Here is a 24,093-nt window from a genome sequence, read left to right as displayed (position 1 = left end):
CCGACCATTTTCGACCTGGCTACCCTTCCCACCTTCAGCCTCTTGCAACTGGGCATCGCCTTGCTGTTGCTGGTCGGCGGTGCCGAACTGCTGGTACGCGCAGCCCTGCGCCTGGCCCAGCGCCTGCACGTACGTCCGCTGATCATCGGCCTGAGCCTGGTGGCCTTCGGCAGCACTGCCCCGCAAATGACCGTGAGCCTGCAGGCCGCCTACCAGGGCGCGCCGGACGTGGCGGTGGGCAGCGTGATCGGCAGCAACATCTTCAACGTACTGGTCATTCTCGGCCTGGCCGCACTGATCATCCCGCTGCGCGTGTCGCGGCAACTGGTGCGCCTGGACATTCCACTGATGATCGTCGCCAGCGGCCTGGTCTACGCGCTATCCGCCAACGGCCACCTGGGCCGGGTCGAAGGGGTGTTGCTGCTGACCGGCCTGGTCGGCTACCTGGCAATGCTTTGGCACCAGTCGCGCCACTACGCCCGCACCTACCCCGCACCGGCCACCGCCACCAGCAGCACCGGGCGCTTCTGGTCGGGCACGCTGCTGCAGGTGCTGGCCGGCCTGGGCCTGCTGAGCCTGGCGGGTCACTTGTTGCTGGAAGCCGCCGTGGAGGTGGCCACCGACCTGGGGCTGTCCGAGCGCATCATCGGCCTGACCGTCGTTGCCATCTGCACCTCCCTGCCGGAACTGGCCGCTGCGCTGATCGCCGCCCTGCGCGGTGAACGGGAAATCGCCGTGGGCACGGTGATAGGCAGCAACCTGTTCAACCTGCTGGCGGTGCTGGGCCTGACCGCACTGGTCACTCCCGAGCCGCTGTCGATCTCGCCCAACGCCTTGGCCTTCGACCTGCCGGTAATGCTGGGTGTTGCTGCGCTGAGCCTGCCGGTGTTCTATTCCGGTTACCGCATCACCCGCGCCGAAGGCCTGGTATTCCTCTGCCTGTACCTGGCCTATGGCCTGCACGTGGCGGCGTTCACCATGGGCATGCCACTGGCCGGCCGCCTGGAGCGGTTGATGCTGTTCTACGTACTGCCGGTGCTCGCCATGGTGTTGCTGTACACCACCGCACGAGCCTGGCGTCGCCAACACTAAGGAAAACAACATGGCTGATAGCAAGAAAACCGGCGAACAGATTCGGCGCCAGGTGATGGGCGATGCGTTCGTCGACCGCGCTCTGGGCAATGCCACCGACTTTACCCAACCGCTGCAGGACTTCGTCAACGAACATGCCTGGGGCAGCGTGTGGGCCCGCGACGGGCTGCCGTTGAAAACCCGCAGCCTGATTACCCTGGCCACGCTGACCGCACTCAAGTGCCCGCAGGAGCTCAAGGGGCATGTGCGCGGGGCGCTGAACAATGGCTGTACGGTGGAGGAAATTCGCGAAGCGCTGCTGCATTGCGCGGTGTATGCGGGGGTGCCAGCGGCGATTGACGCGTTCCGTGCGGCACAGGAAGTGATCGACAGTTATCAAGGGTAGCCTGTACCGGCCTCTTCGCGGGCACGCCCGCTCCCACAGGGACCCTACAGGCTCTGATACTTGTGCAGTACCTGTGGGAGCGGGCGTGCCCGCGAAGAGGCCGGGACTGTGTTACCTATCTGGCCTGGCGAGCCTTCTTCATCTTGAAGGCCACCCACAGCACCAGGATCCACCCCGGAATCAGCATCACCGAGATGCGAATCGGCGGGGTCAGGTACATCACCACCAGGATCAGCACGATGAACGCCAGGCACAGGTAGTTGGTGACCGGGTGCCCCCAGCTTTTGTAGAACGGGGTAATCCCGGCCGCCAGCTTGGCCTTGCGGAACTTCAGATGGGTGATGCTGATGCTCGCCCAGTTGATCACCAGCGCCGACACCGCCAGGGCCATCAGCAAACCAAAGGCTTCACCCGGCATCAGGTAGTTGATCAGTACGCACAGCCCGGTGGCGAAAGCCGACACACCCAATGCGGTCAGCGGCACGCCGCTACGGCTTACCTTCAGCAACTGACGCGGTGCGTCGCCCTGGCTGGCCAGGCCGAACAGCATGCGGCTGTTGGCGTACACGCAGCTGTTGTACACCGACAGCGCGGCCGTCAGCACCACGATATTGAGGACGGTCGCCACCAGGTCACTGTCCAGTTCGTGGAAGATCATCACGAACGGGCTGCCACCCTGCACCACCTTCTGCCACGGGTAAAGCGACAGCAGCACCGCCAGGGCACCGATATAGAAGATGAGGATGCGGTACACCACCTGGTTGGTGGCCTTGGGGATGCTCTGACGCGGGTTGTCGGCCTCGGCGGCGGTAATGCCCACCAGCTCCAGGCCACCGAACGAAAACATGATCACTGCCAGTGCCATCACCAGGCCGGAGACGCCGTTGGGGAAGAAGCCGCCGTACTGCCAGAGGTTGGCCACGCTGGCGTCCGGGCCGCCATGGCCGCTGGTCAGCAGCCAGGCGCCGAAGCCGATCATGCTGACGATGGCCACCACCTTGACCAGGGCGAACCAGAACTCCATCTCGCCATAGACCTTCACCTGGGTCAGGTTGATCAGGTTGATCACCACGAAGAAGATCGCCGCCGTGGCCCAGGTGGGGAAGCCGGGCCACCAGTACTGCACGTAGATGCCCACGGCTGTAAGCTCGGCCATGCCGACCAGTACGTACACCACCCAGTAGTTCCAACCCGAAACAAACCCGGCAAACTCGCTCCAGTACTGGTGGGCGAAGTGGCTGAAGCTGCCGGCCACGGGCTCTTCAACAACCATTTCACCGAGCTGGCGCATGATCAGGAAGGCCATCAGGCCGGCAATGGCGTAGCCCAGCAGGACGGAGGGGCCAGCCAGCTGGATGGTCTGGGCAATGCCCAGGAACAACCCGGTACCGATGGCCCCGCCCAGCGCGATCAGCTGGATATGGCGATTCTTCAGCCCGCGCTGTAACCGCTCGGGCGTGCTCTGGTCTTGCATGAAGTGTCCTTTAGCTCAGTGAGGCTGTGTTTTTTGTGTTGTTTGCAGTCAAGGATCTAGATCCATCCGCCCCACTGCAAGATGAAAATACCAATGTTGGTGGTGATCGCCGCCATTAGCGTAGTAATCACGATGATCGACGCCGCCAGCTCATGGTTGCCGTTGGCCGCCCGCGCCATGACGTAGCTGGCCGCTGCGGTCGGGCTGCCGATGTACAGGAACAGGATGCCCAGCTCGGCCCCGCGGAAGCCGCATAGCCAGGCACCGAGGGTGCCGAGCAGCGGTAGCCAGACCATCTTCACCAGGCTGGCGTCGATGGCCAGCCTGCCACTGTCGCGCAGTGCCGCCAGCGACAGCGTGCCTCCGATGCAGATCAGCGCCAGCGGCAGGGTCATCTGCGCCAGGTAATCGCCCGAGGTCAGCAGCCAGTTGGGCAGCGGCACCTGGCCGTACGCCATGGGCGTGGCCACCAGCACACTGATGATCAGCGGGTTGCTGAAGATGCTCTTGCAGATGCTCCACGGGTCGGATTTCAGGTCCGGGCTGTAAACCGCCAGCACCACTGCCGACAGCGAGTTGTACATGAGGATGACCAGGCCGGCGAGCACCGCACCCAGGGAGATGCCGTAGTCGCCGTAGAGACTGGCGGCCAGGGCCAGGCCGATCACACCGTTGTTGCCGCGGAATGCGCCTTGGGTATAGATGCCCCGGTCGGCCAGCGGGCTGCGCCAGATGGCCAGGCCCCAGGCAATGGCGAAGCCGACCAGGGTGGCGACGATGAAATAGAGAAGGACCCCGGGTTTGACCGCCGTGGCCAGGTCGGCGTGATAGATACCGAGGAACAGCAGCGCCGGCATGCACACGTTGAACACCAGCTGCGAGGCGACGCGGTTGAAATTGTCGTCGATCAGGCGAATACGTTTGAGCAGCACGCCCATGAACAGCATGGCGAAGACCGGGGCCGTGATGTTCAGTGTCTGGATAAGAAGGGCGAGCATGCGCAAGCGATCCTGGAGGGGGTTGCCGTTAGGGGGCTAATGATACGCCAACGGCCGGGACTTGCGGGGATCGCGGGGTATTACAGAGAAATTTCTGTCAGTACCGGCCTCTTCGCGGGCTAGCCCGCTCCCACAGGTATTACACAAGCCGCAAGACCTGTGCAGTACCTGTGGGAGCGGGCAAGCCCGCGAAAGGCCGGTACAAGCCCAGCAGGAATCAACGCCGAACCGGGCGCTTCTGCAGCTTGCGCTGCAAGGTCCGCCGGTGCATGCCCAGCGCCCGCGCGGTGGCCGAGATATTGCCTTCGTGCTCGTTCAGCACCCGCTGGATGTGTTCCCACTGCAGGCGGTCGACCGACATCGGGTTTTCCGGCACCAGGGTGTCCAGGTCGGTGTGCTCCGACAGCAGCGCCGCCAGCACATCATCGGCATCGGCCGGCTTGCACAGGTAGTTGCAGGCACCGCGCTTGACCGCTTCCACCGCGGTGGCAATGCTCGAGTAACCGGTCAGGATCACCACGCGCATTTCCGGGTCCAGCTCCAGCAGCTTGGGCAACAGCACCAGCCCGGAGTCACCGTCCATCTTCAGGTCCAGCGTGGCGTAGTCCGGCAGGTCCTGCTGGGCCAGGATCAACCCTTCTTCGGCAGAGCTGGCGGTGCTCACGCGGAAACCGCGGCGGCTCATGGCACGGGCCATGACCCGGGTGAAGGTGGCATCGTCATCCACCAGCAGCAGGTGCGGCAGCTCTTCGCCTTCGACCTGGTTTTCTTCGCTCATCATTCATCTCCTCGCTTGCCATAGGGCAGGCGCAGTTCGGTCAGGGTGCCACCCTGTTCATGACTATAGAGTTTCACCGAACCGCCCGCACGGGTCACGCTGGCCTTGCTCAAGAACAGGCCCAGGCCGAAGCCTTTGCCTTTGGTGGTAATGAAGGGTTTGCCGATGGCTTCGGCGATGGCCGGCGGCACGCCGGGGCCATGGTCACGGATGCTGATGACGATGTCATGGGCGTCCCAGTCCAGGCGCACTTCAAGGTCATCGGGGCAGGCATCGGCGGCATTGTTCAACAGGTTCAACAGCGCCTGGGTCAGGTCCGGCGGCGGGGTCAGGCGCGGCACCTGGCCGTCGCGCAGGCGCTGGAAGCGGTAGCTGGCTTCCGGGCGCATCAGGTGCCAACGGTTGAGCGCCTCGTCCAGCCAGGCCGTCACATCCTGCTCCACCACGGCCAGGCGGCGGTTGGCTTCGGCGGCACGTACCAGCTGTTGCAGGGTTTCCTTGCACAGCTTCACCTGGTCCTGAAGGATCTGCAGGTCTTCCTGCAGCAGCGGGTCGGCGTGGTCCTGGCGCATTTCGTTCAGCAGCACGCTCATGGTCGCCAACGGCGTGCCCAGCTCATGGGCGGCACCGGCGGCCTGGGTAGCCACGGCCAGCAGCTGCTCGTCGCGCAGGCTTTCTTCACGCCGCTCGGAACGCAGCTGCTCCTGGCGGCGCAGCTCTTCGGCCATGCGCGCGGCAAAGAAGGTGATCACTGCGGCGGCCAGGGCAATGCTCAACCACATGCCGTACACCTGCATCTTGTCCCGCGCCATTGGCAGGCCTTCGAGCGGGTAGAACTGCACCAGCAGCAGGCTGTATGCGGTCAGGGCTATGCCGGAAAGGATCAGCGAATACAACCACGGCAAGGTCACCGCGGCGATCGCCAGCGGCACCAGGTAATACGACACGAACGGGTTGGTCGAGCCGCCGGAGTAATACAGCAAGGCACTGTGGATCAGCAGGTCGCAGGCCAGTTGCAGGGCATACTCCAGCTCGGTGACCGGCAACGACAGGCGCAGGCGCAGCGCCGTGAAGGCGCACAGCAGCGAAGACAAGGCCAAGGTGCCGGCCAGCGACAGCCAGGGCAAGGGCAGCAGTTCGGTCCAGTAGGCGACGCCCACGGAGCCGGCCTGGGCAGCCAGGACCAGGACCCGAATGACGGTCAGGCGCCAGAGGTTCTGGCGAGTAGCGGACAGCGGTTGTACGGCGGCGAGCATGAGCTCTCCTGATGAGTGCTCCAGAAAAATCGGCTGGAGTATACCGAAGCCAGGCGCCTCGCTGCAGCGATGCGGCAAAGCGCCACACTTTGTCACAGGTTGATGATGGCACTTTTGAACCCACTACACTGTTGCCGGTCTGATGGGCCATGCGTGGAATGGATGACCACAACCCACGCCTTATATTGCCAAGGAGTACCACATGCAAATCCCACGTCGCGGCACCGCCCTGATCCTGTCCTGCGGCCTGCTCGCCAGCCTGCCGGCGCTGGCTGCCGATGAGCCGCGCTACAATCAGGTCTCGCTGCGTGCCGAAGTCAGCAAGGAAGTGGCGCGTGACCTGATGGTCGTTACCCTGTACAGCGAAGCGCAGAACACCGACCCGGGCAAGCTCGCCAAGCAGATCACCGAAACCATGAACAAGGCCGTACAGCAGTCGCGCCAGGTCAAGGACGTGAAGATCAGCCAGGGCAGCCGCAACAGCTACCCGGTGTATGACAGCAAGGGCCAGAAGATCACCGGCTGGCGCGAGCGCGCCGAGCTGCGCCTGGAAAGCGCCAACTTCCCGGCCCTGTCGCAGCTGACCGCCGACCTGCTGCAAGAGCTGAAGATGGGTGGCATGGACTTCTCCATCGCCCCGGCCACGCGCAAGGCCAGCGAGGATGCACTGCTCAAGGATGCCGTGGATGCCTTCAAGGCGCGCGCCCAGCTGGCGACCGAGGCGCTGGGTGGCAAGGGCTACAAAGTGGTCAGCCTGAACCTCAACAGCAGCGGTTACCCACGCCCGTACCTGCGCAGTGCACCGATGGCGATGAAGGCCATGGGTGCTGATGAGTCGGCACCGGCGCCGGATATCGAGGCCGGGACCAGTGAAGTGAGCATGAATGCCGATGGCCTGATCGAAGTGCAGATGCCTTGAGTTCGCCGGGGGCGCGTTGCGCCCCTATCGCCGGCAAGCCAGCTCCCACAGATACACCACAGGTTTCAGCCCTTGTGTTGTACCTGTGGGAGCTGGCTTGTCGGCGATGAGGTCAGTCGAAAAACGCAGATTCAGACCTTTCCTACGCACCAAATAGGTGCTTCCTACACTAACCCCGCCTCGAAATATCCCGCAAAAAGCCATCATTTTGCCTACGCAAACGTTTAACTTCTTCGAAAGTTATATCAATGCGACATCCATGTACGACCGTACCACTTTTCTGACGTCAACTATCCCTCTGCATATTGCATTGGGAACAGCCCCTGCATAAGTATCCGCAGGTCGGCTCACGAGGCCACCTCAATCGAAAAATGACAACAATGAGGCCACCATGCTCAAACACGCAGTCATTCCGTTCCTGCTAGGCGCAGGCTTGCTCTCCGGCGCACCGTCGGCCCTCGCCGCGTCCAACCTGGTGTTCTGCTCCGAAGGCAGCCCGGCCGGCTTCGACCCGGGCCAATACACCACAGGGACTGACTTCGACGCCTCGGCCGAGACCGTGTTCAACCGCCTGACCCAGTTCGAACGTGGCGGCACTGCAGTCATCCCGGGTCTGGCGACCAAGTGGGAAGTCTCCGACGACGGAAAGACCTACACCTTCCACCTGCGCGAAGGGGTCAAGTTCCACACCACCGACTACTTCAAACCCACCCGCAACTTCAACGCCGACGACGTGCTGTTCACCTTCAACCGCATGCTCGACAAGAACCACCCGTTCCGCAAGGCCTACCCCACCGAGTTCCCGTACTTCACCGACATGGGCATGGACAAGAACATCGCCAAGCTGGAGAAGCTCGACGAGCAAACGGTCAAGTTCACCCTCAACGAAGTCGACGCCGCATTCATCCAGAACCTGGCCATGAGCTTCGCCTCGATCCAGTCCGCCGAATACGCCGACCAGCTGCTCAAGGACGGCAAGGCCGCCGACATCAACCAGAAGCCGATCGGCACCGGCCCGTTCGTGTTCAGCAAGTACCAGAAGGACGCGCAGATCCGCTTCAAGGGCAACAAGGACTACTGGCAACCCGATGACGTGAAGATCGACAACCTGATCTTCGCCATCACCACCGACGCCTCGGTGCGCATGCAGAAACTGAAGAAGAACGAGTGCCAAGTCACCCTCTTCCCGCGCCCGGCCGACATCCAGCCGCTGAAGCAGGACCCCAAGCTGCAGATGCCGCAACAAGCTGGCTTCAACCTCGGCTACATCGCCTACAACGTGATGGACAAGGTCAAGGGCAGCAACGAGGCCAACCCGCTGGCCCAGCTGAAAGTCCGCGAAGCGCTGGACATGGCCGTGGACAAGAAAAAGATCATCGAGTCGGTCTACCAGGGCGCCGGCCAACTGGCGGTCAACGCCATGCCGCCGACCCAGTGGTCCTATGACGACAGCATCAAGGACGCCTCGTTCGACCCTGAGAAAGCCAAGCAGCTGCTCAAGGAAGCCGGCATCAAGGAAGGCACCGAAATCACCCTGTGGGCGATGCCCGTGCAACGCCCGTACAACCCCAATGCCAAGCTGATGGCCGAGATGCTGCAATCCGACTGGGCCAAGGTCGGCATCAAGGCGAAGATCGTCAGCTATGAATGGGGCGAGTACATCAAGCGCTCCAAAGGCGGCGAACAAGGCGCCATGCTGATCGGCTGGAGCGGTGACAACGGTGACCCGGACAACTGGCTGGGCACCCTGTACGGCTGCGACGCCATGAGCGGCAACAACTTCTCCAAGTGGTGCTACAAGCCCTACGACGACCTGATCAAGCAGGCCAAGGCCACCTCCGACCAGGCCAAGCGCACCGAGCTGTACCAGCAGGCACAGCACATCCTCAAGGAGCAGGTGCCGATCACCCCGATCGCCCACTCCACCGTGTACCAGCCCATGAGCGCCAAGGTGAAGGACTTCAAGATCAGCCCGTTCGCGCTGAACTCCTTCTACGGCGTCAGCGTGGACAAATAGGCTAGCCAAGGCACCCGCCGAGCGGCGGGTGCCCCGCCATCCTCGTACCCTTTCATGTCGTCCCGCCGCCATCCGCAGCGGGGTCGGCGACCTGTTGCCGCCATTCGTACCCCGAGGCGGCGCAAACAGACGTAAAAGGACTTTCCATGCGCCATACCACCCGCCTTTCCGCCCTGCTGGCCCTGGGCCTGATCAGCCAGTCGCCGGCCCTGCTGGCCAACAACCTGGTGTTCTGCTCCGAAGGCAGCCCGGCCGGCTTCGACACCGCCCAGTACACCAGCGCCACCGACAACGATGCCGCCGAACCGCTCTACAACCGCCTGGTCGAGTTCGAACGCGGCGGCACTGCCGTGCACCCTGCCCTGGCGACCCGCTGGGAGGTGTCCGAGGATGGCCTGCGCTACACCTTCCACCTGCGCGAAGGGGTGAAATTCCACAGCAACAAGGCCTTTGCACCGAGCCGCGACTTCAACGCCGACGACGTGCTGTTCACCTTCAACCGCATGCTCGACAAGAACCACCCGTTCCGCCAGGCCTACCCGACCGAGTTCCCCTATTTCATCAGCATGGGCCTGGACAAGAACATCGCCCGTGTCGAAAAGACCGATCCACTGACCGTGGTGTTCACCCTGAACAGCGTCGATGCCGCGTTCATCCAGAACCTGGCCATGAGCTTCGCTTCCATCCTGTCTGCCGAATACGCCGAACAGTTGATGGCCAGCGGGCGCCCCAGCGACATCAACCAGCAACCGATCGGCACCGGCCCGTTCGTGTTCCAGCGTTATCAGAAGGATTCGCAGATCCGCTACAAGGGCAACAAGGCCTATTGGTCACCGCAGGACGTGAAGATCGACAACCTGGTGTTCTCGATCAACATCGACCCTTCGGTGCGTATCCAGAAGCTGCGCCGCAACGAATGCCAGGTCACCCTGCACCCGCGCCCCGCCGACCTGCCGGCGCTCAAGGCCGACAGCAAACTGCAGGTGCTGCAGCAACCTGGCTTCAACCTTGGCTATATCGCCTACAATACCCAGCACCCACCGTTCGACCGCCTGGAAGTGCGCCAGGCGATGGACATGGCAGTGAACAAGCAGGCGATCATCCAGGCCGTGTACCAGGATTCCGGCCAGCTGGCAGTCAACGCCATGCCGCCGACCCAGTGGTCCTATGACAACAGCCTCAAGGATGCCCCCTTCGACCCGGAAAAGGCCAAGCAGCTACTGCAGCAGGCCGGGGTCAAGCCGGGCACCGAGATCACCCTGTGGGCCATGCCGGTGCAGCGCCCGTACAACCCCAACGCCAAGCTGATGGCGGAGATGCTCCAGGCCGACTGGAGCAAGCTCGGCTTCAAGGTAAGCATTGTCAGCTACGAATGGGGCGAGTACCTCAAGCGCATGAAAAGCGGCGAGCACGATATCGCCCTGATCGGCTGGACCGGGGACAACGGTGACCCGGACAACTGGCTGGGCACCCTCTACAACTGCGATGCCATCGGCAGCAACAACTACTCGCTGTGGTGCGATCCGCAGTACGACAGCCTGGTCAAGCAGGCCAAGCAGGTCACCGACCGCACGCAGCGCACCGCCCTGTACCAGCAGGCCCAGCAGCGGCTCAAGCAACAGGTGCCGATTACCCCGGTGGCGCACTCCACGGTCAACCAACCGCTCAGCGTCAAGGTTTCCGAGTTCAAGGTCAGCCCGTTCGGGCGCAACGACTTTTCCGGTGTGAGTGTTGATTGATCTTTAGCCCTCAAGGGCCTCTTCGCGGGTAAACCCGCTCCCACAGGTACGGCGCACATGCCGAAACCTGTGGTGCCCCTGTGGGAGCGGGTTTACCCGCGAAAGGGCCGGCACAGCCAACACAACGCCCCGATTCTGCCCGGTGACCCCGGGCAACCCTGGCAACACCGCAGCAAGAAGCCCGGCCCACAAGGCCAGGCAATAACTAGAAGAACAGAAAGGGAGCTTTAACCTTGAGACTATTCACCTTGACCGCACTGGCGTTATCCATCAGTGCCTTATCCACCGTGACCCAGGCCGACCCGCAAAGCCAGGAATACGTGCCCATCACCCTCAAAGGCAGCAGCGAGCAGGAGCAGGCCAGCGGCTTCGTCGACGGCCAGAGCCTGTCCGGCAGCACCCGCAACTGGTACGCCCGCGAGCGCGCCGCACGCGCCCCGCTGTGGAAGTACTACAAGAGCGACGGCACCCGCCACGACACCCACAGCCGCGAGAACTGGGTGCAGGGCACCATCCTCAACTACAGCTCCGGCTTCACCCAGGGCACCGTCGGCTTCGCCGTCGAAGCCGCCGGCTACAATGCCATCGCCCTGCTGCAGAACCGCGAGGACGTCGCCGGCCCCAACAACCGCACCCTGACCCACAGCGACGGCGACCCGGTCGGCCAGTGGAGCAAGATGGGCCTGGCCAACGTCAAGGCGCGGGTGTCCAACACCACCCTCACCGTCGGCCGCCAATCGGTGGACACGCCGATGATTGCCTACATCGGCAACCGCGCCCTGCCCTCGAGCTTCCAGGGCGCGTTTTTGCACAGTGCCGAATTCGACAACCTGAGCTTCGACCTGGGCACCTTCGACCGCGTCTCGCCACGTACCGAACAGAGCCTCAGCAAGTTCCGCACCGAGTACAGTGCCACTGGCGTGGAAACCGACCGCGCCAGCACCGCCGGCATCAACTACCAGCCGTTCAAGAGCCTGAGCACCAGCCTGTACGCCACCAAGGTCGACGACTTCTGGAACCAGTACTACTTCGGCGCCAACCACGTGCTCGGCGACAGCGCAGTGCTCAGCCTGAGCACCGGCCTGAACTACTACAAGACCGTCGACGCCGGCAGCAAGAAGATGGGCGAGATCGACAACGACACCTACAGCCTGTCGTTCGGCCTGACCCACCAGGCCCACACCCTCAGCGCCTCCTGGCAGCAGGTCAACGGCAACGAGTACTTCGACTACCTGCACGAAACCAACGGCATCTACCTGGCCAACTCGCTGCTGTCGGACTTCAACGGCCCCAACGAAAAATCGCTGCAGATTTCCTACGTGCTGAACATGGCGCCGTACGGGGTGCCAGGCCTGAAGTTCAACCTGTACAACGCCCGCGGCTGGGGCATCGATGGTACCCATTACCGCGGCACCGCCTACGACGTGAACGGCCTGGATGGCGAAACCCACTACGAGTGGGGCTTCGGCACCAGCTACGCGGTACAGAGCGGGCCGCTGAAAGACACCAGCATCCGTGCCACCTACACCGCGCACCGCGCCAGCAAGGCCCAGGGCGATGGCAGCCTGGATGAGTTCCGGGTGGTTACCACCATTCCATTCAACATTCTCTGACCGCCGGCGCCACGGCCTGCTTCGCTGCGGGTCGTGGCGGCTACGCTGGAATCAATGCAAGCAGGGAGTCCACCCATGCAGAGAGCTTTCATGAAATCGCTACCGCTACGCCTCGCCCTGGCAGCGCTGGTACTGGGCAGCGCCACGCAGCTGGCAGCCAAGCCGCTGGTAGTGTGCACCGAGGCCAGCCCGGAAGGGTTCGACGTTGTCCAGTACACAACAGCAGTCACTTTCGATGCTGCTTCCGAAACGCTGTTCAACCGCCTGGTCGACTTCAAGCCTGGTACCACCGACGTCCAGCCGGCCCTGGCCGAAGGCTGGGACATCTCGCCGGACGGACTGACCTACACCTTCCACCTGCGCCGAGGAGTGAAATTCCACAGCACCGACTACTTCAAGCCCACTCGCGAATTCAACGCCGATGACGTGCTGTGGAGCCTGCGCCGCCAGCTCGACCCGGCGCACCCATGGCACGACAAGACCAGTGTCGGCTACCCGTACTTCGAAAGCATGGCATTCAAGAGCCTGCTCAAGTCGGTGGACAAGACCGACGATCACACCGTAGTGATCACCCTAACCCGCCCCGAGGCACCGTTCCTGCGGGACATGGCCATGGGCTTCACCTCGATCTACTCCGCCGAATACGGCGACCAGTTGCTCAAGGCCGGCAAGACCGCCGAGCTGAACAGCAAACCGATCGGCACCGGCCCGTTCATCTTCCAGCGCTATAACAAAGACGCCCAGGTCCGCTTCAAGCCCAACCCGGACTACTTCCGCGGCAAGCCACCAGCCGACGCCCTGATATTCGCTATTGCCACCGACAGCAATGTGCGCTTGCAGAAGCTTCGTGCCAATGAATGCCAGGTCGCGTTGTACCCAAAGCCGGAGGATGTGCCGTCGATCAAGGCAGACCCCACGCTAAAGGTGGCCGAGACCGAAGCTCTGGTCACCGGCTACATCTCGATGAATACCCAGCACAAGTACCTGAGCGATGTGCGTGTGCGCAAAGCCATCAACATGGCCTTCGACCGCCAGACCCATGTCGACCAGCTGTTCGGCAAAGGTAACGCTCAGGTGGGGGTGAACCCGTACCCCCCGAGCATGATCGGTTACAACAGAGAGAACAGGAACCCGCCCCGCGACTTGGCCAAGGCCCGTGAACTGCTCAAGGAAGCCGGGGTGCCGGAAGGCACAGTGATCACCCTGTTCACCCGCAACGGTGGCGGCCCGACCAACCCCAATCCGCGGTTGTCCGCCGAGATGCTGCAAGCCGACCTCAAGCAGATAGGCCTGAAGCTGGATATCCGCGTGATGGAATGGGCCGAAATGCTGCGCCGGGCCAAGAAGGGCGAAGCCGACCTGGTGTCCACGGGCTGGGCGGGTGACAACGGCGACCCGGACAACTTCCTCAGCCCCCTGCTCAGTTGCGATGCCGTCAAGAGCGGCGAGAACTACGCCCGCTGGTGCAACCCGCAATTCCAGGACCTGATCAGCCGGGCCCGCGAGGTGATCGACAACGACGAGCGCGCAAGGCTCTATAGCGAGGCATTGAAGGTGTACGATGATGACCAACCCTGGATCAGCATGGCTCACCCGAAGGTGTTCACGGCCATGCGTGACAACGTGGAGGGCTACATAGTCAGCCCTCTGACCAACAACAACTTCGCCACCACCAAGGTGAAGTAGAACAACAACGACCGCCGGCAACCCACACGGGGACCGGCGGCACCCCGTAGCGTGCTGCTAGCCGCACGGCCTGATGAGGTAACCCAGACAATGTTGAGCTTTATTGCCCGGCGCCTTGGCCTGCTGATACCGACCTTTTTCGGTATCACCTTGCTGACCTTCGCGCTCATACGCCTGATCCCCGGCGACCCGGTGGAAGTGATGATGGGCGAGCGCAGGGTCGACCCCGAAATGCATGCCCAGGCCATGGAGCGCCTGGGCCTGAACAAGCCGCTGCCGGTCCAGTACCTGGACTACGTCGGCAAGCTGGCCCAGGGTGACCTCGGTGAATCGCTGCGCACCCGCGAGAGCGTGTGGAGCGAGTTCCTCACCCTGTTCCCGGCCACCCTCGAACTGGCCTTTGCCGCCCTGTTGTTCGCCGGCATCGTCGGCCTGCTGGCCGGGGTGATCGCCGCGCTCAAGCGCGGATCGCTGTTCGACCACGGGGTGATGGGCATTTCCCTGGCCGGTTACTCGATGCCGATCTTCTGGTGGGGCCTGATCCTGATCATGTTCTTCTCGGTAAGCCTGGGCTGGACCCCGGTGTCCGGGCGCATCGACCTGCTCTACGACATCGAGCCGAAGACCGGCTTCATGCTCATCGACACCCTGCTCAGCGACGAGGAAGGCGCGTTCAAGGACGCGGTGATGCACCTGATCCTGCCGGCCATCGTGCTGGGCACCATCCCGCTGGCGGTGATTGCCCGCATGACCCGCTCGTCGATGCTCGAAGTGCTGCGCGAGGACTACATCCGCACCGCCCGCGCCAAAGGCCTGTCGCCGGCCCGCGTGGTGTTCGTGCACGGCCTGCGCAACGCGCTGATCCCGGTACTGACCGTATTCGGCCTGCAGGTCGGCACGTTGCTGGCCGGTGCGGTGCTGACCGAAACCATCTTTTCCTGGCCGGGCATCGGCAAGTGGCTGATCGAAGCCATCGGTGCCCGTGACTACCCCGTGGTCCAGAACGGCATCCTGTTGATCGCCTGCCTGGTGATCCTGGTCAACTTCGTCGTGGATATCCTCTACGGCCTGGCCAACCCACGCATCCGTCATCAGCGCTGAGGCCTTCGCCATGACTAGCCCGATTCCGAAATCCGTCACACCGGTCAGCCCGGTGGACCAGAGCCTGCTCTACCCCTCGCCATACAAAGAATTCTGGCAAGCCTTCGCCCGCAACAAAGGCGCGGTGATGGGCCTGGCCTTCATGTGCCTGGTAGTGTTCTGCGCGCTGTTCGCGCCATGGGTCGCCCCGCATGACCCGAGCGAGCAGTACCGTGAATTCCTGCTGACCCCACCGGTGTGGCTCGAAGGTGGCAGCTGGCAGTTCATCCTCGGCACCGACGAACTGGGCCGCGACCTGCTTTCGCGGCTGATCCAGGGCGCGCGGCTGTCGCTGCTGATCGGCCTGTCGTCGGTGGTGATGTCGCTGATCCCTGGCATCCTGCTGGGCCTGCTGGCCGGTTTCTTCCCACAACTGCTCGGCCCGTCGATCATGCGCCTGATGGACGTGATGCTGGCCCTGCCCTCGCTGCTGCTGGCAGTGGCCATCGTCGCCATCCTCGGCCCAGGCCTGATCAACACCGTGATCGCCATCGCCATTGTGTCGTTGCCATCCTACGTGCGCCTGACCCGCGCCGCCGTGATGGGCGAGCTGAACCGCGACTACGTCACCGCCGCACGCCTGGCCGGTGCCGGGCTGCCACGGCTGATGTTCGTCACCGTGCTGCCCAACTGCATGGCACCGCTGATCGTGCAGGCCACCCTCAGCTTCTCCTCGGCCATCCTCGACGCCGCCGCCCTGGGCTTCCTTGGCCTTGGCGTACAGCCGCCGACCCCGGAGTGGGGCACCATGCTGGCTTCGGCCCGTGACTACATCGAGCGCGCCTGGTGGGTGGTGAGCCTGCCCGGCCTGACCATTCTGCTCAGTGTGCTGGCAATCAACCTGATGGGCGACGGCCTGCGCGATGCGCTGGACCCGAAACTCAAGAACGCCGCCTGAGGAGAACGCCATGTCACTGTTGCAGATCAACAACCTGAACGTGCGCTTCGGCGACGCCAATGCGGTACCGGTGGTCGATGGCCTGGACCTTACGGTGGAGGCCGGCGAGATCCTGGCCATCGTCGGCGAATCCGGCTCGGGCAAGTCCGTGACCATGATGGCCCTGATGGGCCTGATCGACGCCCCCGGGCGCATCACCGCCGACTCGCTCACCTTCGACGGCACCGACATGCTCAAGCTCAGCGGTCGCCAGCGACGCAAGGTGGTGGGCAAGGACATCGCCATGGTCTTCCAGGACCCGATGACCGCGCTCAACCCCAGCTACACCGTGGGCTACCAGATCGAGGAAGTGCTGCGCCAGCACCTGGGCCTGAAGGGCAAGGCCGCGCGCCAGCGTGCCCTGGAGCTGCTGAAAAAGGTCGAGATCCCGGCTGCGGAAAGCCGCCTGGACGCCTACCCGCACCAGCTGTCCGGCGGCATGAGCCAGCGCGTGGCGATTGCCATGGCGATTGCCGGCGAGCCCAAGCTGCTGATTGCCGACGAACCCACCACTGCGCTGGACGTGACCATCCAGGCGCAGATCATGGAGCTGCTGGTCAACCTGCAGAAGGAGCGCAACATGGCGCTCATCCTGATCACCCACGACCTCGCCGTGGTCGCCGAAACGGCCAGGCGGGTGTGCGTGATGTACGCCGGCCAGGCCGTTGAAGTGGGCCAGGTGCCGGAGCTGTTCGACGTGCCCGCCCACCCCTACAGCGAAGCGTTGCTGGCGGCGATCCCCGAGCACAGCATCGGTGCCGAACGCCTGGCCACCCTGCCCGGCATCGTCCCCGGCCGCTACGACCGCCCCGTGGGTTGCCTGCTGTCACCGCGCTGCCCGTACGTGCAGGACAACTGCCGGCGCCAGCGCCCGCCCCTCGATCCCCAGGCCCATGGCTTGGTGCGTTGCTTCTACCCGCTGAACCAGGAGGTGGCGTGATGGCCGTCGTTCTATCCGCCCGGGAGCTGACCCGGCATTACGAAGTCTCCCGCGGGCTGTTCAAGGGCCACGCCCTGGTCCGCGCGCTGAATGGCGTGTCGTTCGAACTGGAGGCCGGCAAGACCCTGGCCGTGGTCGGCGAGTCCGGCTGCGGCAAGTCGACCCTGGCCCGCGCACTGACCCTGATCGAAGAGCCGTCGTCCGGCTCGCTGCAAATTGCCGGCACCGAAGTGAAAGGCGCCAGCAAGAGCGAGCGCAAGCAACTGCGCCGCGACGTACAGATGGTGTTCCAGAGCCCCTACGCCTCGCTCAACCCACGGCAGAAGATTGGTGACCAGCTGGCCGAGCCGCTGCTGATCAACACCTCGCTGAGCAAGGCCGAGCGGCGAGAAAAGGTGCAGAAGATGATGGAACAGGTCGGCCTGCGCCCCGAGCATTACCAGCGCTACCCGCACATGTTCTCCGGTGGCCAGCGCCAGCGTATCGCCCTGGCCCGGGCAATGATGCTGCAGCCCAAGGTGCTGGTGGCGGACGAGCCGACCTCGGCACTGGACGTGTCGATCCAGGCCCAGGTGCTGAACCTGTTCATGGATTTGCAGAAGGAGTTCAACACCGCCTACGTGTTCATCTCGCACAACCTGGCGGTGGTGCGGCATGTGGCCGATCAGGTGCTGGTGATGTACCTCGGCCGGCCTGCGGAGATGGGGCCGAAAGAAGATATCTACGAAAGGCCGTTGCACCCGTATACCCAGGCGCTGCTGTCGGCGACGCCGGCGATTCACCCGGACCCTTTGAAGCCGAAGATCCGTATTGCCGGGGAGTTGCCCAACCCGCTGAACCCGCCGGATGGGTGTGCGTTTCACAAGCGCTGCCCGTATGCGACCGAGCGGTGTGCCAAGGAGGTGCCGGCGTTGCGGCAGGTGAGTACGCGGCAAGTGGCTTGTCACTATGCCGAGCAGTTTCTTTAGCCTTTAGATAGCCGGGGCTGCGTTGCAGCCCATCGCGACACAAGGCCGCTCCTACAAGGGACCGCGATCTCCTGAGCGGCCTTGTGTCGCGATGGGCCGCAAAGCGGCCCCAAAAATCTCAATGCATGAAGAACCAGATCAGGATAATCACCGGAATCGGCACCCCAATCATCCAGAGCAGTATCGAGCGCATGGCCTTTCTCCTTGTTCGATGTTGAACAGACCGGTGCACTCGCCATGCCATCCCTGTCAAAAAATCACTCTCAACCGAATCAACGGCTTACTCCCCAAGCCGCTTGAAAAAACCGTGCAATATGCCGGATCCGCACCCTTGCAGCTGGGTGTTCTGCAATGCACTATCAGGCTCATGACCGCCACCACCCTCCCCGACGGCCCCGAGCAGACCCCGCTCACCGCCGACACCGTGCTGCGCTACCACCTGTGCTGGAAGCACCGCGACCTCGACGGCGTCATGGCGCTCTACCACCCCGACATCCAGTACCACGACTTCTTCCAGAACCGCGTGCTCGGCTACCAGGAACTGCGTGACTACGTACGCGCCTGCCTGCCCCATGAAGCCGGCGAAGATATCGTGCACAGCGACCGCATCCGCGTCGACGGCTGTACCGCGTTCATCCAGTACCAGGTCACGGTCCAAGGCGGCGACGGTCTGGTGGCGTTCCAGTCCAGCGAGGCGATTACCGTGAAGGGCGGCCTGATCTGGCAGGTCAACGAATACGCCACGCTGGTCCGCCGGAGCAGCAGTGGCCATGCCAGCAGCGGCCCGCGCCCGGCCACCAGCCGCCTGGGCCTGTCACCCCGACAGCTGTCGACCATGGCCCAGGACCTGGAACACTACTTCCAGCGCCAGCGCCCCTACCTGGACCCGGAGCTGGACCTGCAGCAGGTGGCCGACGCCAGCGGCTACAGCCGCAACCAGATCTCCTACCTGCTCAACCAGGTGCTCGGGCAAAGCTTCTACCGCTACGTCAACCAGGCCCGCCTGCAGCACCTGATGGCCAGCCTCGACGACGACAGCATCGAAGCCACGATCGACGAGCTGGCGTTCAATGCCGGTTTCAACTCGTTGTCGGCGTTCTACAAGTGTTTTCGCGAACACACCGGGCTTACGCCCAAGGCGTACCTGAAGCAAATTTCCCTGCGTGCACGCACGTAGGACAGCCGCCCGTCGACACCACTAGGATCGCCCACAGACCTTGACGGATGTGGAGCCGAACCCGATGCAACCCCTGCGCACGCTCAGCCTGTGGATGGACCAGCTCGACGAGCCGTTGTGCGCCCGCCCGGCCCTGCGCGAGGACCTGGACGCGGATGTGTGCATCATCGGCGCTGGCTACACCGGCCTGTGGAGCGCCTACTACCTCAAGCGCCAGGCGCCACAGTTGAACATCGCGGTAATCGACGCCAACATCGCCGGCTTCGGCGCCTCGGGGCGCAACGGCGGCTGGCTGATGGGCAACCTGCTCGGCGAAGACCGCCTGCTGGCCACCCTGTCGCCGCAACAGCGCCGCGCCAGCATCGACCTGCTGCATGGCATTCCCGATGAAGTACACCGCGTGCTGCATCGCGAGAGCATCGACTGCGACTACCGCAAAGGCGGCGTGCTGTACTGCGCCGCGCGCTACCCGGAACAGGAGCGCAGCCTGCGCGCCTACCTCGACGACCTTTATCGCCAAGGCATGACCGAGGACGACTACCGCTGGCTACGCCCCGAACAGCTTGACGCTCAGTTGCGGGTCAGCAATGCCTATGGCGCCATCTACAGCCCGCACACCGCAACCATCCAACCCGCCAAGCTGGCGCGTGGCCTGGCCCGGGCGGTAGAGGCGCTGGGCGTACCCATCTACGAAAACACCCCAGCCATCGACTGGCAGCCGGGTGAGGTGCGTACCCCGTTGGCGCGCATCCGTTGCCAATGGATGGTACCCGCCGTGGAGGGCTACGCCGCCAGCCTGCCGCCACTGGGCAAACATCAGCTGCCGGTACAGAGCCTGTTGGTGGCCACCGAACCACTGCCGGAGGCCACCTGGGAACAGATCGGCCTGAACCAGGGCCAGGCGTTCAGCGAAAGCAGCCGCCAGGTCACTTACGGCCAGCGCACCGCCGACAACCGCCTGGTATTCGGCGCCCGTGGCGGCTACCGCTTCGGTGGCCGCCTGCGCGAAAACTTCAACCTCGACGAACAGGAAATCGAGCTGCGCCGCTACCTGTTCAGCGAGTTGTTCCCGCAGCTGAAGCACGTGCGTATCACCCATTCCTGGGGCGGCAACCTGGGCATGGCTCGGCGCTTCCGCCCACACATGCTCTGCGACCGCCAGCGCGGCATCGCCCTGGCGGGCGGCTATGGCGGCGAAGGCGTCGGCGCCACCAACCTGGGCGGACGCACCCTGGCGGCGCTGATCCTCAATCAGCACAACGAACTGACCGCGCAACCCTGGGTGCTCGACAACCGCCCGCTTTCAAGCCTGGCCAGTTGGCCACCCGAGCCCTGCCGCTGGCTGGGCTACAACGCGATCATCCAGAGCTTCGTCCACGAGGACCGGACCCTCGCCAACCCCGCCAGCGCGCCTTGGAGGCGGCGCCTGGCCAGCAATCTTGCGGACTTCATGGAAGGCTTCATGCACTGACTTCCCTTTCCCCGACACAGGATTTACCGGTCATGAGCATCACCCATTTCAAGAACACCGACAGCGCCGTGCTCGATAGCTCCAACCCCGTTGCGGTACCACTCGGCGAGCCCGTGGCGGTAACGTCGGTCACCTGCGTGGAACGCAGCGACGACGTCGAAACCGGCATCTGGGAGTGCACCCCCGGGCGCTGGCGGCGGCAGATCGTGCAGCAGGAGTTCTGCCATTTCACCAAGGGCCGCTGCACCTTCACCCCAGACGGTGGCGAGCCGCTGCTCATAGAAGCCGGAGACGCACTGATGCTACCGGCCAACAGCACGGGCGTCTGGGACATCCAGGAGACCGTGCGCAAGACCTACGTCCTTATTTTCTGATCCGCTGATCGCCTGCCTTCGATAACAACACACAAAGCAAGGTAACCCCGACATGCGCACGCTCCTTCTCGCCCCCCTGATGCTGGCCGCCAGCGTGGCCGGCGCCGCCGAAACGGTGAAGATCTACAACTGGTCCAGCTACGTTGCCCCCGACACACTGAAGAACTTCCAGCAAGCCAGCGGTATCGTGCCCACCTACGACGTTTACGACAGCAACGAAACCCTCGACGGCAAGCTGATGACCGGCAACTCCGGCTATGACGTGGTGTTCCCGTCCAACCACTTCATGGCCCGGCAAATCCAGGGCAAAGCCCTGAAGCAGCTGGACAAGTCGCAGTTGCCCAACTGGCACAACCTCAACCCGGTGTTGCTCAAGGCACTGGAGGTCAATGACCCGGGTAACCAATACGGCTTCCCGTACCTGTGGGGCAGCACCGGCATCGGCTACAACGTCGACAAGGTCAAGGCGGTGCTCGGCGACAGCGCGCCAATAAACTCGTGGGACCTGATCTTCAAGCCTGAGTACATGAGCAAGCTGAAAAGCTGCGGCGTCGCCGTGCTGGACAACGGCCCCGAGCTGTTACCGATCGCCCTGCACTACCTGGGCCTGCCGCACCACAGCCAGAACCCGGCGGACTACGACAAGGCCAAGGCGCTGCTGATGCAGGTGCGGCCATACATCAGCTACTTCCACTCATCGAAGTACACCGGCGATCTGGCTAACGGCGATATCTGCGTGGTGGTGGGTTTCTCGGGGGATGTGTTGCAGGCGAAGAATCGTGCCGAGGAGGCGAAGAACGGGGTGAAGGTGGGGTATTCGATACCCAGGGAAGGCGCACCGATGTGGTTCGACATGGTTGCCATGCCGGCCGATGCACCGGATGAGAAGGCCGGGTATGCCTACATGAACTACCTGCTGCAGCCGGAGGTGATGGCCAACATCAGCAACCATGTGCAGTACGCCAACGGCAACCTCGAGGCGGACGGGCTGGTGGAACCAGCGATGAAGGGTAATACGATGATTTACCCGAGCGAGGAAGTAATGGGCAAGCTGTATGCGCTGGAGGCGATGCCGGCCAAGATCGACCGCATTCGGACGAGGATCTGGACCAGTATCAAGGCAGGGAATTGAGACCTGTGTCGTTTCACTGGCCTCATCGCCGGCAAGCCAGCTCCCACAGGGACTGCACAAGCCTTGATAGCTGTGGACATCCATTTGGAATGGAACACCACAAAGCTTCAGGGCTGTGGAGATTCCTGTGGGAGCTGGCTTGCCGGCGATAGGGCCAGATCAGACAACACAAAGTTCTGATCTGGCCTCGAGGATCAGTGGTGCTCGCGGGTAGCGCGGAACTTGATGTCTGGCCAGCGCTCTTCCATCAGCGACAGGTTGACCCGGGTCGGCGCCAGGTAGGTCAGATGCCCGCCACCGTCGATGGCCAGGTTCTCCATGGCCTTGTTCTGGAATTCCTCGAGCTTCTTCTTGTCGTCACAGCCGATCCAGCGGGCCGACCATACGGTGATCGGCTCGTAGGCGCACTCGACCTTGTACTCTTCCTTCAGGCGGCTGGCGACCACGTCGAACTGCAGCACACCGACTGCACCGAGGATGATGTCGTTGCTGCGCTCTGGGAAGAACACCTGGGTAGCACCTTCTTCGGCCAGCTGTTGCAGGCCCTGGCGCAGCTGCTTGGATTTCAGCGGGTCCTTCAGGCGCACGCGGCGGAACAGCTCCGGGGCGAAGTGCGGGATACCGGTGAAGCCCAGCGCCTCGCCTTCGGTGAAGGTGTCGCCGATCTGGATGGTGCCGTGGTTGTGCAGGCCGATGATGTCGCCGGCATAGGCCTCTTCCAGCTGCTCACGCTCGGAGGAGAAGAAGGTCAGCGCATCGCCGATACGCAGGTCCTTGTTGATCCGCACGTGGCGCATCTTCATGCCCTTCTCGTACTTGCCCGAGCAGATACGCATGAAGGCGATGCGGTCGCGGTGTTTCGGGTCCATGTTCGCCTGGATCTTGAACACGAAACCGGTGAACTTCTCTTCCACAGGCTCCACGGTGCGCTCGTGAGCCACACGGCCCAGCGGGCGCGGCGCCCAGTCGACGACGGCGTCAAGCACATGGTCGACACCGAAGTTGCCCAGCGCGGTACCGAAGAACACCGGGGTCAGCTGGCCGTTGATGAACTCTTCCTGGTTGAACTCGTGGCAGGCGCCCTGCACCAGCTCCAGCTGTTCGACGAACGAATCGTACTGGTCGCCCAGGTGGGCACGGGCTTCGTCCGAGTCCAGCTTCTGGATGATCTTGGCTTCGGTGCGCTCGTGGCCGTGGCCCGGGGTGTACACCACGATGTAGTCACCGGTCAGGTGGTACACGCCCTTGAAGTCGCGGTAGCAACCGATCGGCCAGGTGATCGGCGCGGCCTTGATCTTCAGCACGGCTTCGATCTCGTCCAGCAGCTCGATCGGGTCGCGGATGTCGCGGTCGAGTTTGTTGATGAAGCTGACGATCGGCGTGTCGCGCAGGCGGCACACGTCCATCAGGGCGATGGTACGCGGCTCTACACCTTTACCGCCGTCGAGCACCATCAGCGCCGAGTCCACCGCGGTCAGGGTGCGGTAGGTGTCTTCCGAGAAGTCTTCGTGGCCGGGGGTGTCGAGCAGGTTGATCATGTGCTCGCGGTACGGGAACTGCATCACCGAGGTGGTGATGGAGATGCCGCGCTGCTTCTCCATTTCCATCCAGTCGGAGGTGGCGTGGCGGTCGGACTTGCGCGACTTCACGGTACCGGCGACGGCAATGGCCTTGCCCATCAGCAGCAGCTTCTCGGTGATGGTGGTCTTACCGGCGTCGGGGTGGGAAATGATTGCGAAAGTGCGGCGCTTCGCGACTTCGGCGGCCTGGTTGGTCATGGGAAATCGCCTGACTGGGGGATTTAAAAGGGGCGATATCATACCTGAAGTTGGGCCGGGACCAAAACTTGCTGAACCGGCGGTGCCTGTTCCGGCCTCTTCGCGGGTAAACCCGCTCCCACAGGTATCACACCGTCTTTGAAACCTGTGCAGGACCTGTGGGAGCGGGTTTACCCGCGAAAGGGCCCGCCCAGAGGCCACAAATTCGCCAGGCAATCG

Annotated in this window: 20 protein-coding genes; 15 read left to right on the top strand and 5 right to left on the bottom strand. The window is 63.3% G+C overall.

The window, feature by feature from the left end:
- Positions 1-48 precede the first annotated feature (48 nt).
- Both CAG34_RS00815 and CAG34_RS00810 read left to right on the top strand, forming a co-directional pair.
- A complete protein-coding gene (locus CAG34_RS00815) occupies positions 49-1,092 on the top strand; it encodes a calcium/sodium antiporter (RefSeq protein ID WP_085587684.1) in 1,044 nt (347 codons plus the stop codon).
- Positions 1,093-1,102: 10 nt separating this feature from the next.
- Complete coding sequence (locus CAG34_RS00810) at positions 1,103-1,477, top strand: carboxymuconolactone decarboxylase family protein (protein ID WP_013971059.1); 375 nt, start codon at positions 1,103-1,105, stop codon at positions 1,475-1,477.
- A 115-nt stretch (positions 1,478-1,592) separates the two neighbouring features.
- Here CAG34_RS00810 and CAG34_RS00805 read toward each other — a convergent pair whose 3' ends face one another.
- From CAG34_RS00805 to CAG34_RS00790, 4 genes are all read right to left on the bottom strand, one after another.
- Positions 1,593-2,951, bottom strand: a complete 1,359-nt coding sequence (locus CAG34_RS00805) for an amino acid permease (protein ID WP_085587480.1) — start codon at positions 2,949-2,951, stop codon at positions 1,593-1,595.
- A 56-nt stretch (positions 2,952-3,007) separates the two neighbouring features.
- Positions 3,008-3,949 (bottom strand): AEC family transporter, encoded by a 942-nt coding sequence (locus CAG34_RS00800; protein WP_085587478.1) that lies wholly within the window; start codon positions 3,947-3,949, stop codon positions 3,008-3,010.
- A gap of 217 nt (positions 3,950-4,166) precedes the next feature.
- Positions 4,167-4,727: a response regulator transcription factor gene (locus CAG34_RS00795; protein ID WP_025337806.1), complete on the bottom strand. Its 561-nt coding sequence runs from the start codon at positions 4,725-4,727 to the stop codon at positions 4,167-4,169.
- Entirely contained in the window at positions 4,727-5,983 is a 1,257-nt protein-coding gene (locus tag CAG34_RS00790) for an ATP-binding protein (RefSeq protein WP_025337805.1), read from the bottom strand. Before CAG34_RS00790 ends, CAG34_RS00795 begins: the two co-directional genes overlap by 1 nt.
- A gap of 202 nt (positions 5,984-6,185) precedes the next feature.
- On the opposite strand from CAG34_RS00790, the gene CAG34_RS00785 reads away from it, so the two are divergent.
- The 13 genes from CAG34_RS00785 to CAG34_RS00725 all read left to right on the top strand — a co-directional run bounded on the left by CAG34_RS00785 (position 6,186) and on the right by CAG34_RS00725 (position 22,096).
- Complete coding sequence (locus CAG34_RS00785) at positions 6,186-6,902, top strand: SIMPL domain-containing protein (RefSeq protein WP_015269044.1); 717 nt, start codon at positions 6,186-6,188, stop codon at positions 6,900-6,902.
- A gap of 391 nt (positions 6,903-7,293) precedes the next feature.
- Entirely contained in the window at positions 7,294-8,919 is a 1,626-nt protein-coding gene (locus tag CAG34_RS00780) for an ABC transporter substrate-binding protein (protein ID WP_085587476.1), read from the top strand.
- A gap of 146 nt (positions 8,920-9,065) precedes the next feature.
- Positions 9,066-10,658, top strand: a complete 1,593-nt coding sequence (locus tag CAG34_RS00775; RefSeq protein ID WP_085587474.1) for an ABC transporter substrate-binding protein — start codon at positions 9,066-9,068, stop codon at positions 10,656-10,658.
- Positions 10,659-10,891: 233 nt separating this feature from the next.
- Positions 10,892-12,271 (top strand): OprD family porin, encoded by a 1,380-nt coding sequence (locus CAG34_RS00770; RefSeq protein ID WP_025337802.1) that lies wholly within the window; start codon positions 10,892-10,894, stop codon positions 12,269-12,271.
- Positions 12,272-12,346: 75 nt separating this feature from the next.
- Positions 12,347-13,957: an ABC transporter substrate-binding protein gene (locus CAG34_RS00765; RefSeq protein WP_170929288.1), complete on the top strand. Its 1,611-nt coding sequence runs from the start codon at positions 12,347-12,349 to the stop codon at positions 13,955-13,957.
- Positions 13,958-14,047: 90 nt separating this feature from the next.
- On the top strand, positions 14,048-15,058 hold the full coding sequence (locus CAG34_RS00760; RefSeq protein WP_012316108.1) for an ABC transporter permease subunit: 1,011 nt from the start codon (positions 14,048-14,050) through the stop codon (positions 15,056-15,058).
- Positions 15,059-15,068: 10 nt separating this feature from the next.
- Positions 15,069-15,995, top strand: coding sequence for an ABC transporter permease subunit (locus tag CAG34_RS00755; RefSeq protein WP_025337799.1), 927 nt, complete (start codon positions 15,069-15,071; stop codon positions 15,993-15,995).
- 10 nt (positions 15,996-16,005) lie between these two features.
- Positions 16,006-16,974 (top strand): ABC transporter ATP-binding protein, encoded by a 969-nt coding sequence (locus tag CAG34_RS00750; protein ID WP_003257886.1) that lies wholly within the window; start codon positions 16,006-16,008, stop codon positions 16,972-16,974.
- The gene (locus tag CAG34_RS00745) at positions 16,974-17,942 is read left to right on the top strand and encodes a peptide ABC transporter ATP-binding protein (RefSeq protein WP_024086321.1); all 969 of its coding nucleotides are present in this window, start codon (positions 16,974-16,976) and stop codon (positions 17,940-17,942) included. The genes CAG34_RS00750 and CAG34_RS00745 overlap by 1 nt, the downstream gene beginning before the upstream one ends.
- Positions 17,943-18,309: 367 nt before the next feature.
- Positions 18,310-19,119: a nuclear transport factor 2 family protein gene (locus tag CAG34_RS00740; protein ID WP_085587470.1), complete on the top strand. Its 810-nt coding sequence runs from the start codon at positions 18,310-18,312 to the stop codon at positions 19,117-19,119.
- Positions 19,120-19,183: 64 nt separating this feature from the next.
- The gene (locus tag CAG34_RS00735; RefSeq protein ID WP_085587468.1) at positions 19,184-20,590 is read left to right on the top strand and encodes an FAD-binding oxidoreductase; all 1,407 of its coding nucleotides are present in this window, start codon (positions 19,184-19,186) and stop codon (positions 20,588-20,590) included.
- A 32-nt stretch (positions 20,591-20,622) separates the two neighbouring features.
- Positions 20,623-20,964, top strand: a complete 342-nt coding sequence (locus CAG34_RS00730) for a cupin domain-containing protein (RefSeq protein WP_085587466.1) — start codon at positions 20,623-20,625, stop codon at positions 20,962-20,964.
- Positions 20,965-21,016: 52 nt separating this feature from the next.
- Entirely contained in the window at positions 21,017-22,096 is a 1,080-nt protein-coding gene (locus tag CAG34_RS00725; protein ID WP_085587464.1) for a polyamine ABC transporter substrate-binding protein, read from the top strand.
- A 194-nt stretch (positions 22,097-22,290) separates the two neighbouring features.
- On the opposite strand, the gene CAG34_RS00720 is transcribed toward CAG34_RS00725, so the two are convergent.
- Complete coding sequence (locus tag CAG34_RS00720; RefSeq protein ID WP_003257876.1) at positions 22,291-23,874, bottom strand: peptide chain release factor 3; 1,584 nt, start codon at positions 23,872-23,874, stop codon at positions 22,291-22,293.
- Between the last annotated feature and the right edge of the window lie 219 nt (positions 23,875-24,093).

Source organism: Pseudomonas sp. B14(2017) (assembly GCF_002113255.1).
GTDB classification, from domain to species: Bacteria; Pseudomonadota; Gammaproteobacteria; order Pseudomonadales; family Pseudomonadaceae; genus Aquipseudomonas; species Aquipseudomonas putida_Z.
This window is presented reverse-complemented; position numbering and strand designations above follow the sequence as displayed.

Coding starts and splice junctions, on each gene's coding strand:
- CAG34_RS00810 (WP_013971059.1), top strand. CDS start 1,103: ATGGCTGATAGCAAGAAAACCGGCGAACAGATTCGGCGCCAGGTGATG.
- CAG34_RS00805 (WP_085587480.1), bottom strand. CDS start 2,951: ATGCAAGACCAGAGCACGCCCGAGCGGTTACAGCGCGGGCTGAAGAAT.
- CAG34_RS00800 (WP_085587478.1), bottom strand. CDS start 3,949: ATGCTCGCCCTTCTTATCCAGACACTGAACATCACGGCCCCGGTCTTC.
- CAG34_RS00795 (WP_025337806.1), bottom strand. CDS start 4,727: ATGAGCGAAGAAAACCAGGTCGAAGGCGAAGAGCTGCCGCACCTGCTG.
- CAG34_RS00790 (WP_025337805.1), bottom strand. CDS start 5,983: ATGCTCGCCGCCGTACAACCGCTGTCCGCTACTCGCCAGAACCTCTGG.
- CAG34_RS00785 (WP_015269044.1), top strand. CDS start 6,186: ATGCAAATCCCACGTCGCGGCACCGCCCTGATCCTGTCCTGCGGCCTG.
- CAG34_RS00780 (WP_085587476.1), top strand. CDS start 7,294: ATGCTCAAACACGCAGTCATTCCGTTCCTGCTAGGCGCAGGCTTGCTC.
- CAG34_RS00775 (WP_085587474.1), top strand. CDS start 9,066: ATGCGCCATACCACCCGCCTTTCCGCCCTGCTGGCCCTGGGCCTGATC.
- CAG34_RS00765 (WP_170929288.1), top strand. CDS start 12,347: ATGCAGAGAGCTTTCATGAAATCGCTACCGCTACGCCTCGCCCTGGCA.
- CAG34_RS00760 (WP_012316108.1), top strand. CDS start 14,048: ATGTTGAGCTTTATTGCCCGGCGCCTTGGCCTGCTGATACCGACCTTT.
- CAG34_RS00755 (WP_025337799.1), top strand. CDS start 15,069: ATGACTAGCCCGATTCCGAAATCCGTCACACCGGTCAGCCCGGTGGAC.
- CAG34_RS00750 (WP_003257886.1), top strand. CDS start 16,006: ATGTCACTGTTGCAGATCAACAACCTGAACGTGCGCTTCGGCGACGCC.
- CAG34_RS00745 (WP_024086321.1), top strand. CDS start 16,974: ATGGCCGTCGTTCTATCCGCCCGGGAGCTGACCCGGCATTACGAAGTC.
- CAG34_RS00740 (WP_085587470.1), top strand. CDS start 18,310: ATGACCGCCACCACCCTCCCCGACGGCCCCGAGCAGACCCCGCTCACC.
- CAG34_RS00735 (WP_085587468.1), top strand. CDS start 19,184: ATGCAACCCCTGCGCACGCTCAGCCTGTGGATGGACCAGCTCGACGAG.
- CAG34_RS00730 (WP_085587466.1), top strand. CDS start 20,623: ATGAGCATCACCCATTTCAAGAACACCGACAGCGCCGTGCTCGATAGC.
- CAG34_RS00725 (WP_085587464.1), top strand. CDS start 21,017: ATGCGCACGCTCCTTCTCGCCCCCCTGATGCTGGCCGCCAGCGTGGCC.
- CAG34_RS00720 (WP_003257876.1), bottom strand. CDS start 23,874: ATGACCAACCAGGCCGCCGAAGTCGCGAAGCGCCGCACTTTCGCAATC.